This window comes from Stenotrophomonas sp. YJH_SMC_19, assembly GCF_059367915.1.
Genome location: NZ_JCAFRI010000002.1, coordinates 429,970 through 440,029 on the forward strand (window position 1 = coordinate 429,970; position 10,060 = coordinate 440,029).

The 10,060-nt window shown below is 66.7% G+C and carries 12 protein-coding genes and 1 pseudogene; 10 read left to right on the top strand and 3 right to left on the bottom strand.

Annotated features, from left to right (window positions below; genetic code table 11):
• The first annotated feature begins 51 nt into the window (after positions 1–51).
• The 3 genes from aat to AC5P5R_RS04580 all read left to right on the top strand — a co-directional run bounded on the left by aat (position 52) and on the right by AC5P5R_RS04580 (position 1,681).
• Entirely contained in the window at positions 52–792 is a 741-nt protein-coding gene (aat, locus tag AC5P5R_RS04570; RefSeq protein ID WP_032966047.1) for a leucyl/phenylalanyl-tRNA--protein transferase, read from the top strand.
• A gap of 86 nt (positions 793–878) precedes the next feature.
• Positions 879–1,097: a translation initiation factor IF-1 gene (infA, locus tag AC5P5R_RS04575; protein WP_005409596.1), complete on the top strand. Its 219-nt coding sequence runs from the start codon at positions 879–881 to the stop codon at positions 1,095–1,097.
• A gap of 200 nt (positions 1,098–1,297) precedes the next feature.
• On the top strand, positions 1,298–1,681 hold the full coding sequence (locus tag AC5P5R_RS04580; protein ID WP_062606987.1) for a hypothetical protein: 384 nt from the start codon (positions 1,298–1,300) through the stop codon (positions 1,679–1,681).
• Between the two features lie 78 nt (positions 1,682–1,759).
• On the opposite strand, the gene clpA is transcribed toward AC5P5R_RS04580, so the two are convergent.
• On the bottom strand, positions 1,760–4,045 hold the full coding sequence (gene clpA / locus AC5P5R_RS04585) for an ATP-dependent Clp protease ATP-binding subunit ClpA (protein ID WP_005409594.1): 2,286 nt from the start codon (positions 4,043–4,045) through the stop codon (positions 1,760–1,762).
• Between the two features lie 138 nt (positions 4,046–4,183).
• Between clpA and AC5P5R_RS04590 the strand changes: the two genes are divergently transcribed.
• Positions 4,184–4,996 carry an APH(6) family putative aminoglycoside O-phosphotransferase gene (locus tag AC5P5R_RS04590; protein ID WP_005413282.1) on the top strand — a complete coding sequence of 271 codons (813 nt, stop codon included), beginning with the start codon at positions 4,184–4,186 and terminating at the stop codon, positions 4,994–4,996.
• A gap of 137 nt (positions 4,997–5,133) precedes the next feature.
• On the opposite strand, the gene clpS is transcribed toward AC5P5R_RS04590, so the two are convergent.
• Positions 5,134–5,460, bottom strand: a complete 327-nt coding sequence (clpS, locus tag AC5P5R_RS04595) for an ATP-dependent Clp protease adapter ClpS (protein ID WP_005409592.1) — start codon at positions 5,458–5,460, stop codon at positions 5,134–5,136.
• 112 nt (positions 5,461–5,572) lie between these two features.
• Here clpS and AC5P5R_RS04600 point away from each other — a divergent pair, with 112 nt between their 5' ends.
• From AC5P5R_RS04600 to AC5P5R_RS04625, 6 genes are all read left to right on the top strand, one after another.
• Positions 5,573–6,043 carry a hypothetical protein gene (locus tag AC5P5R_RS04600; protein WP_005409591.1) on the top strand — a complete coding sequence of 157 codons (471 nt, stop codon included), beginning with the start codon at positions 5,573–5,575 and terminating at the stop codon, positions 6,041–6,043.
• A gap of 1 nt (position 6,044) precedes the next feature.
• Positions 6,045–6,506, top strand: coding sequence for an NUDIX hydrolase (locus AC5P5R_RS04605; RefSeq protein ID WP_005413281.1), 462 nt, complete (start codon positions 6,045–6,047; stop codon positions 6,504–6,506).
• A complete protein-coding gene (gene mnmA / locus AC5P5R_RS04610) occupies positions 6,503–7,645 on the top strand; it encodes a tRNA 2-thiouridine(34) synthase MnmA (RefSeq protein ID WP_005413280.1) in 1,143 nt (380 codons plus the stop codon). The genes AC5P5R_RS04605 and mnmA overlap by 4 nt, the downstream gene beginning before the upstream one ends.
• Positions 7,642–8,256, top strand: coding sequence for a high frequency lysogenization protein HflD (hflD, locus tag AC5P5R_RS04615; RefSeq protein WP_005413279.1), 615 nt, complete (start codon positions 7,642–7,644; stop codon positions 8,254–8,256). The genes mnmA and hflD overlap by 4 nt, the downstream gene beginning before the upstream one ends.
• A 163-nt stretch (positions 8,257–8,419) precedes the next feature.
• The gene (locus AC5P5R_RS04620; protein WP_005409587.1) at positions 8,420–9,610 is read left to right on the top strand and encodes a methyl-accepting chemotaxis protein; all 1,191 of its coding nucleotides are present in this window, start codon (positions 8,420–8,422) and stop codon (positions 9,608–9,610) included.
• Between the two features lie 98 nt (positions 9,611–9,708).
• The gene (locus AC5P5R_RS04625; RefSeq protein ID WP_088428728.1) at positions 9,709–9,924 is read left to right on the top strand and encodes a hypothetical protein; all 216 of its coding nucleotides are present in this window, start codon (positions 9,709–9,711) and stop codon (positions 9,922–9,924) included.
• A gap of 11 nt (positions 9,925–9,935) precedes the next feature.
• Here the strand turns inward: AC5P5R_RS04625 and AC5P5R_RS04630 are convergent.
• Positions 9,936–10,060 (bottom strand): annotated as a pseudogene (locus AC5P5R_RS04630) (IS110 family transposase); the annotation flags it as partial.

A 10,060-nucleotide genomic window follows, 5' to 3' on the forward strand; every position in this document is an offset into this window, starting at 1 on the left:
ACGCTGATGGTGCCAGACATCAGCGGTCACCACGGCGAATACAATGAGGGCATGACCCGCCAGCTGCCCTGGCGCCTGGCTGATGCGCCGGACGCCCCCTTTCCTCCAGCCGAGACCGCGCTGCGCCAGCCCGATGGCCTGCTCGCCGTCGGCGGTGACCTGCACCCGGTGCGCCTGCTCAATGCCTACGCTGGCGGCATCTTTCCGTGGTTCAGCGAGGGCGAGCCGATCCTGTGGTGGTCGCCGGACCCGCGCATGGTGTTCCGCACCGAGGGCGTGCATCTGTCCAGCCGGTTCCGCCGCCAGCTGCGCAGCAGTACGTGGGAGGTCACCGCCGACACCGCCTTCAGCCGCGTGATGCGCGCCTGTGCGGCAGCACCGCGGCCCGGCCAGGACGGCACCTGGATCAGCCCGGCGATGGTCGAGGCCTACGGCCAGCTGCACGACCTGGGCTTCGCCCATTCGTTTGAAGTCTGGGACCGGCAGACCCTCGTCGGTGGCATCTACGGGGTGGCAATCGGGTCGATGTTCTTCGGCGAAAGCATGTTCAGTGGCGCCAGCGGCGGCTCCAAGATCGCCCTGGCCGCCCTGGCATCCACCCTGCATGGTTGGGGCTGGGAGCTGATCGATGCCCAGGTGGAGAATCCGCACCTGTTGCGGATGGGCGCCGAGCACCTGCCGCGCGCGGAATTCCTGCAGCACGTGCGCCGGGCCGTGCGCGGTGACGGCCGGGAAGGCCCGTGGACCCAAGCGGTTGGACGCCTGCCAGCACGGCGTTTGGCCGGGGGTTAACACAAACTTTGCAAGCTGGCGCCGTCACGCGTAAAATACCGCGCCTTAGGCCCAGCGTGGCCGTTTTCTGAACCGCACAGGACTACATGTCGAAAGACGATTCCATCGAGTTCGAGGGCACCGTCAGCGAGACGCTGCCGAACACCACTTTCCGCGTTCGCCTGGAAAATGGGCACGAAATCATTGCCCATATCTCCGGCCGCATGCGCAAGAACTACATCCGCATCCTCACCGGTGACCGGGTCAAGGTTGAAATGACCCCGTATGACCTGACCAAGGGTCGTATCACCTACCGCATGAAGTAAGCGGTCGGCGCCTGGCGCCACTCGAAAAGGCCAGCCCTGGTTGCTGGCCTTTTGTCATGCCCGGAATCCGGCCCTGCCGGAGGTCACCGTGACCGAGCTCACCGTGGCGTCGGTCAGCCCCGCTTGCGGCAGATTCGCGCCTGCAGCCGCCGCGGCATCGTGGGATCCGATCCAGTCCGGATCGCCATCCCCTCCCGATCATGAACGCCCTGCTCCCGCACGTCCTGCTGCCGGCAGTTCTGCTGGTCAGCCTCCCCCTGGCGGCATTCGCCGCTGAACCCAGCAAGCCCTCCAACGCGTCCGAGTGCATTGCCCTCAGCGCCAATCGCGATATCCGCCCCTCCAGCACGGAACGCGAGGTGTTGCTGCGCGACGGTGACAACCACTATCGGGTGCACCTGCAGAAGCGCTGCCTGGGCGCTGCCGCCTCGGCCAGCTATGTCTTCTTCACGCCCAGTACCCCTGAACGGATCTGCGGCGATGCCCGCAGCACACTGAAAACCGACAGCAACCACTGCACCGTGACCCGGATCGAACCGATCGATGCGGCGACCTTCAGGCGGCTGGCGCAGCAGGGGCGTTGAGTTGCAGTGCATGCGACAAGGGCGGCCGAAGCCGCCCTTGTCATTTCCAGTCTTTCACGCCAAGCCTGCGGCGTCAGCTCATTCCACCGTGACCGGCAGCAGCCGCTCCGGCTCGGCCTGGGTCTCGACCACCAGCTCGTCGTCGCGCACGTCGATGCTGACCTTGCCGCCGTTGACCAGCTTGCCGAACAGCAGTTCGTCGGCCAGCGGACGCTTGATCTTGTCCTGGATCACGCGGGCCATCGGACGGGCACCCATCAGCGGGTCGAAACCATGGTGGGCCAGCCAGTCGCGCGCGGTCGGGGTGGCCGACAGGCTGACGTGCTTGTCCTGCAGCAGCATCTCCAGCTCGATCAGGAACTTGTCGACCACGCGCAGGATGTGCTCGAAGCCCAGCGCCTGGAACTGCACCACCGCGTCAAGACGGTTGCGGAATTCCGGGGTGAAGCTGCGGCGGATGGTCTCCATCGCGTCGGTGGCATGGTCCTGCTTGGTGAAGCCGATCGACCGCCGCGAGGCCTGCGCGGCGCCGGCATTGGTGGTCATCACCAGCACCACGTTCTTGAAGTTCGCTTCGCGACCGTTGGTATCGGTCAGCACACCGCGGTCCATCACCTGCAACAGGATGTTGAAGATGTCCGGATGCGCCTTCTCGATCTCATCCAGCAGCAGCACGCAATGCGGCGTCTTGACGATCTTCTCGGTCAGCAGGCCGCCCTGGTCGAAACCGACGTAGCCCGGAGGCGCGCCGATCAGGCGGCTGATCGAATGCGGCTCCATGTACTCGGACATGTCGAAGCGGACCAGCTCGATGCCCAGCTGCAACGCCAGCTGCTTGGTCACTTCGGTCTTGCCGACGCCGGTCGGGCCGGCGAACAGGAAATTGCCGATCGGCTTTTCCGGGTTGCCCAGGCCCGAACGGGCCAGCTTGATCGCCGAGGACAGCGTCTCGATGGCCGGGTCCTGGCCGAAAATCACCATCTTCAGGTTGCGCTCCAGGTGCTGCAGCACATCCTTGTCGGTGGCACTGACCTGCTTGGCCGGGATCCGCGCCATCTTGGCCACGATCGCCTCGACCTCCTCGACGTCGATCAGCTCCTTGCGCTGCTCCTCGGGCAGCAGGCGCTGGCGGGCACCGGCCTCGTCGATCACGTCGATGGCCTTGTCCGGCAGCAGGCGGTCGCCGATGTGCTTCACCGACAGGTCCACTGCGGCCTGCAGGGCCTCGTCGGAGTAGGTCACACCGTGATGCAGCTCGTACTTGGACTTCAGGCCCTGCAGGATCTCGTAGGTCTCGCCCACCGTCGGCTCGACGATGTCGATCTTCTGGAAGCGGCGCGCCAGCGCCCGGTCCTTCTCGAAGATGCCGCGGTATTCCTGGAACGTGGTCGAGCCGATGCAGCGCAGCTCGCCCGACGCCAGCGCCGGCTTGATCAGGTTGGACGCATCCATGGTGCCGCCCGACGCCGAACCGGCACCGATGATGGTGTGGATCTCGTCGATGAACAGCACCGCGTTGGGCACCTTCTTCAGCGCGGTCAGCACGCTCTTCAGGCGCTTCTCGAAGTCGCCACGGTACTTGGTACCGGCCACCAGTGCGCCCAGGTCGAGCGAGTAGATCACCGCGTCGGCCAGCACGTCGGGCACCGAGCCTTCGATGATGCGGCGGGCCAGGCCCTCGGCGATGGCCGTCTTGCCTACGCCCGCCTCACCGACGTACAGCGGGTTGTTCTTGCGGCGGCGGCACAGGACCTGGATGGTGCGCTCGATCTCGTCGGCACGGCCGACCAGCGGGTCGATGCGACCTGCCCGCGCCTGGTCGTTGAGGTTGCTGGCGAATTCGGTCAGGGCATCCCCCTTGGGCTCGCCCTCCCCGCCTTCCATGCGGCTCTCGCCCTCCGGGGACGAAGACGACTGCTCGCCTTCATCGCCCAGCTTGGCGATGCCATGGGACAGGTAATTGACCACATCCAGCCGGGTCACATCCTGCTGGTTGAGGTAATAGACGGCGTGGGAGTCCTTTTCGCCGAAGATGGCGACCAGCACATTGGCGCCGGTGACCTCCTTCTTGCCCGAGGACTGCACGTGGTACACGGCCCGCTGCAGCACACGCTGGAAGCCCAGGGTCGGCTGGGTGTCGCGGCCATCGTCTTCCGCCAGGCGGGACACGGAGGCCTCGATGGCCTGCTCCAGCTCCTGGCGCAGGCGGTCGGCATCGGCACCACAGGCCTTCAGTACGGCCTGGGCGGACGGGTTGTCGAGCAGTGCCAGCAGCAGGTGTTCGACCGTCATGAACTCATGCCGGGCCTCACGGGCGCGCTTGTAGCACTGGCCGATGGTGTGTTCGAGGTCTTTGCTGAACATGGATTACTCCGGCGGCAGATGGGGACAATATGCGGCCTGACTACGCGATTTCCATCACCCTAGCGGATTGCTGCGTTCAGATGGCGTTAGCAGTACAGATCGCTTGATCTTCATTCACTCCAGGACAGCCCACCCAGCATGAGCGAACCCTACCTGAGCCGCTGGCGATTGCGGCGTGATGGCCCGGCCATCCGTACGCCCCACGCCCGGCTCTGGCCGGTGCTGACCGCTGCGGACGAGCCAGCGATGCTGAAGATCAGCAGCGAAACCGAGGAGCAGAACAGCCATCGCCTGCTACGCTGGTGGAACGGCGATGGCGCCGCCCGCCTGCTGGCCCACGAGGGGCCTGCGATCCTGATCGAGCGTGCCCGCGGCGACTCGCTGCGGCAACGCTCGATCAAGGGCGACGATGACGCCTGCACCGCGATCCTGTGCCAGGTCCTGCAGCGGCTGCACCGGCCACGGAGCGCACCGCCAGCGAAACTGGTCTGCCTGCGTACATGGTTCGCCGACCTGCTGCAGCCAAGGGCTGTGCTGCCGCCACTGCTGGAACAGTGCAGATCACTGGCGGAGGGGCTGCTGCGTGACGAACAGGAGATCCGGCCGCTGCACGGCGACCTGCACCACGACAACGTGCTGGATTTCGGCCCGCGCGGCTGGTTGGCGATCGACCCGAAGCGACTGCTGGGGGACCGTGCGTTCGATTACACGACGATGTTCAGCAACCCGGACCTCTGTGGTCCGGGCATCCACGTTGCGACGCGGCCCGAGCGGTTTGCGATCCGCCTTGAGCAGGTCTGTGCGCTGGCCGAACTGGAACGCACGCGCCTGCTGCGCTGGATCGCGGCCAGCACTGCGCTGTCGGCGGTGTGGTTCAGGGATGACGGCGACCCGGCCGATATCGACGAGACAGTCGCCCGGATGGCCCTGGAGGCGCTGGCGGAGAGGTGAGGCCCGCGCTTGGTAGGTGCGCGCCTTGGCGGGCACGCCCCATCCACGGTCGATACAGGCTTCTGCCTTGGTAGGTGCCCACCTTGGTGGGCACACCCATCCGGGATCGATGCGCCCGGACGAGAATCAGCGGCCGGTCAGGCCTTTTCCATCGTGCACAGCAGCGGGTGCTGGTTCATCCGCGAGTACTCGTTGACCTGGGCGACCTTGGTCTCGGCCACTTCGCGGGTGAACACCCCGCACACGCCGCGGCCGCGGGTATGGACGTGCAGCATCACCTGCGTGGCCTTGTCCAGGTCCATGCTGAAGAACTGCTGCAGCACATCCACCACGAAATCCATCGGGGTGTAGTCGTCATTGAGCAGCATCACCTGGTAGAACGGCGGCGGCGCCACTTCCGGGCGCGCGGCCTCTACGGCGACGCCGTGCTCGTGCTGGGAATCGGGGGAAGACTCATGGGGCATCGGGCCATTATAGAGGCTCGGGCGCGCCTGCGTCGGCCTGCCGCAGATTGGACGGCACGCACGCCCACCGTCACAATTGCACCCTCTCTCAACACTGTTTCACAGGATCTTCATGAAAAGGACCCTTCTCCCCGCACTCCTGATCGCTCTGGCTGCCACCGGCTCCGCTGCCGCCGCAGACGCCGACAAGGCCGTGGCCCGCCACCTGGACAAGCTGGGCTACACCTACGAAGTCGATGAGGACGGCGACTACCGCATGGTCTTCGACGTCGAGGGTGACCGCACCCAGATGGTCTACGTGCGTTCGTCGGTGGAAGATTTCGGTACCCACAACATCCGCGAGATCTGGTCGCCGGCCTACAACGCGAAGACCAAGCAGTTCCCGGTGGCCGTGGCCAACCGCCTGCTGGAAGATTCGCAGGATGCCAAGATGGGCGGCTGGGTAAAGCAGGACACCACCGCCATGTTCGTGGTCAAGATCGACGCCGATGCCACTGCCGACCAGCTCAGCGACGCCATCGATGCGGCCATCCGCACCGCCGACGCCATGGAGCTGGAACTGACCAAGAAGGACGAGTTCTGAGTTGAACGCCACGCCGGACCCGCGCTGGGCACCGCACGCCACCGTTGCCACGGTGGTGGTCGACGGCGGCCGCGTGTTGCTGGTTGAAGAGACCATCGATGGCAGGCAGGTGCTGAACCAGCCGGCCGGCCACCTCGAGCCGGGCGAAAGCCTGGCCGAGGCAGCCCTGCGCGAGACCCGCGAGGAAACCGGCTGGACGGTACAGCTGATCCATTTCATCGGCTGCTACCAGTGGACTGCCGGCGACGGCACCGCCTTCCTGCGCTTCTGCTACGCGGCGCGCCCGGTCTCGCACGACCCGGCGCAGCCACTGGACACCGGCATCGACCGCGCGCTGTGGCTGACCCCGGCCGAACTGCAGGCCGCTGGCGAGCGCCAGCGCAGCCCGCTGGTCTGGCAGGTGGTGGCTGATTACCTGGGTGGCCAGCGCCATCCGCTTTCGCTGGTCCGGGAGGTCGCATGAGCACTCCGCGCGTGATGGTGGGCGTCTCCGGAGGTGTCGACTCTTCGGTCGCCGCCTGGCGCCTGGTACAGCAGGGCGAAGCCGTGGCCGGCCTGTTCATGCAGAACTGGGCCGACGACGGCAGCGGTGACTGCCGCGCCGAGGACGACCGCCGCGATGCGGTGGCCGTCTGCGGCCTGCTCGGCATCCCGTTCCACTTCCGCGATTTCTCAAGCGAGTACTGGCAGGGCGTGTTCGAGCACTTCCTGGCCGAGTACGCCGCCGGTCGCACTCCGAATCCGGACGTGCTGTGCAACCGCGAAGTGAAGTTCAAGCACTTCCTGGATGCCGCCCGCGAGCTGGGCGCCGAACGCATCGCCACCGGGCACTATGCACGGGTGACCCAGCGCGGCCACCAGTGGCTGCTGCTGCGCGGCGCCGACCGTTCCAAGGACCAGAGCTACTTCCTGCACCAGCTGGGCCAGGAGCAGCTGGCGGCCACCCTGTTCCCGATCGGCGACCTGGAAAAGACCGACCTGCGCCGGATCGCGCGTGACGTCAGCCTGCCGACCCACGCCAAGAAAGACTCCACCGGCATCTGCTTCATCGGCGAGCGTGACTTCCGCGAGTTCCTTGGCCGCTACCTGCCGGCCAGGCCCGGCCAGATCCTCGACCCGGCCGACGGCAGCGTGATCGCCGAACATCCGGGCGTGTTCTATTTCACCCTGGGCCAACGCGAGGGCCTGAACATCGGCGGCGTGCGTGGACGCCCGGCCGCGCCGTGGTACGTGGTCGGCAAGGATGTGGCCAGCAACGTGCTGTACGTGGACCAGGACCGCGACAGCAAGTGGATGCTGTCCGAGCGCCTGCGTTCGGAAACCGCGCACTGGATCGCCGGTTCGCCGCCGGCACGGCGCTTCGAATGCACCGCCCAGACCCGCTACCGCCAGCCCGATGAGCCGTGTACGGTCCAGGTGCTGGACGATGGCAGCGTGCTGGTCACCTTCGCGCGCCCACAGCGCGCCGTTACCCCCGGTCAATCACTGGTGCTGTATGACGGTGACGTGTGCCTGGGTGGCGCGGTGATCGCCGCCACCGATGCGCCGCTGGAACAGCGCCTGCGCACCACCCCTTCCCCTTTTGAGGTAATCGCTGCATGAGTTTCACTGTCGACGACCGCGTCCTGGCCCTGGCCGGCATTGCCCAGGCCCTGCAGCAGGTACGCCGTATCGCCGATACCGGCCATTCCGACGCCGCCGCCGTGCGCACCGCCGTGGACAGCGTGTTCCGTGTCGATGCGTCCTCGCCGCAGGAGGTGTTCGGTGACCGCCATGCACTGAAGTCCGGCCTGCGCCTGCTGCACAACTACTTCCGCAGCCAGGGCCAGGACCCGATCCTGCCCAAGCTGGCCCTGTCGGTGCTGCAGCTGGAGCGTCGCTTCGTTCAGGATGGCGCCACCGTGAACAAGGTCGCCTCGGGCATCGAGCGCGCCCAGCGCCAGGCCACCGAACTGGGCGACAGCGGCCACCCGGACGTGCTGGCCAACCTGGGAGGCCTTTACGCCGACACCATCAGCCACCTCAAGCCGCGGGTCATGGTGCAGGGCAACCCGCACTACCTGGGCCAGGCTGGCGTGGTGGCCGAGATCCGCGCCCTGCTGCTGGCCGCGGTGCGCGCTGCGGTGCTGTGGCGGCAGCTGGGCGGCAGCTACTGGGACTTCCTGTTCAGCCGCAAGGCGATGATCGAGGCCGTGGACCGGCAGCTGGCCTGAGGGTGTGGGGTCGGATCCCTTTCCGGCACGGAAAGGGCTCGGCCCCCGAAGCCGCCAAGGCGCCGGAAAACCGGCGCATTCAGAATGCACTTCGAGGCACATCGACGTTAAAGAGAAAGGGGGTACGGCCGATACATCCTCCGTGCACCTCCCGAGAACGTCCATGTACTCACGCATTTTCATCCGTCTGGCCGCCCCCCTGGCTCTGACCCTGCTGCTCCCCTTCGCCATCGGTTTCGAATGGCCGGCCGCCCTGCGCTGGGCGATCCTGACCACGATGACGCTGAGCTGGCTCGGCTTTGCGTGGTGGACCACCCGCGCCCAGGCACACCGTTCCCCGGAACACGCCCGTGTCCTGCGTGAGCAGGACCAGCTGCTGACCGAACTGCGCAATTTCGTCGGCAACGAGATCGAGGGTTCGCGCGGCGAAGTGGAACGCGCCCGTGACCTGATCCGCCAGGCCGTCTCCAGCCTCGGTGGCAGCTTCGATGCGATGAACCGCAAGTCGCGCCAGCAGAGCCAGGCCCTGTCGCGCATCGTCGACCGCGCCGGTGACGAAGGCAATGCCGGCCTCGACGTTGCCCGTTTCGCCCAGCACGCCAGCCACCGTATGGAACAGCTGGTCGAAGCGCTGGAACAGGTGAGCGGCCAGAGCAGCACCACCGTGCAGCACATCGACCAGATGGCGCAGCACCTGGATGGCATCTTCGCGCTGCTGGAAGACGTCAAGTCGATCGCCGACCAGACCAACCTGCTGGCCCTGAACGCTGCCATTGAAGCGGCACGTGCCGGTGAAGCCGGTCGTGGCTTCGCGGTGGTCGCCGACGAAGTGCGCAACCTGTCCGAGCGCTCGACCACCTTCAACGAGCAGATCCGCAAGCTGGCGCATAGCTCCAAGGACGCCATCGCCAAGGTGCGCGAGACGGTTTCGCACATGGCCTCGCGCGACATGGACCGCTCCCGCGAAGCGCGCCAGGAAGCGGCGGCGATGCTCGACAACGTCGCGCAGATCAACGCCTCGCTGGGTGACGGCATGCGCGAAGTGTCCGAGTGCGCCCGTTCGATCGATGGCAGCGTAGCCGAAGCCGTGCGCGCCCTGCAGTTCGAAGACATCGCCACCCAGGCGCTGGGCGGCGTGCACACCCACCTGGACCGCCTGACCGCGATCAACCGCGAAGCGGTGGCCCTGCAGGAACTGCTGCACCGCAATGGCGGCGTATTCGACGAAGAGATCGCCACCGCCCTGCAGCGCACCGGCAGCCGCCTGCGCGAACTGCGCAGCGAGTGGGAACGCCCGCCGCACAAGCCGGTTGCCCAGCAGAGCATGGGCGCCGGCACCGTCGAGCTGTTCTGATCCTGATGTCCGCTGCCCTCGCCGGCAGCCCGCAAGGCCCCGGTTCGTCCGGGGCCTTTGCCTGTGACCCGCCGTTGGATGCATCCTGTACCCGCACCATGACCCTGATCCGCGCCCTGCCCTCCCTCACCGATACCGAGCGCCCGCGCAACGCGAGCGTGCGTGAGCAGCTGCAGCAGCTGGAAGAGGTCGCCCGCGAAGAGATCCGCGAACTGCAGCAGCTGGCGGACGCGCGCCCTGCCCCGCCGCGGGCGGACGAGGCGCTGCTGGGACTGGCGTGGGACCTGGGGTTGGATGGGGAAGCGCTGAAGTAGCAACTGTCTTGTCAGGGGCAGCCGAGGGCCACCTCGGCGTCTCGCTTACGGGCGTTGAGGATCACCAGCATTTTGCGCATGACCGCCACGAGCGCCACCTTGCTCGCTTTGCCCTTGGCCTTCAGGCCAGCGTAAA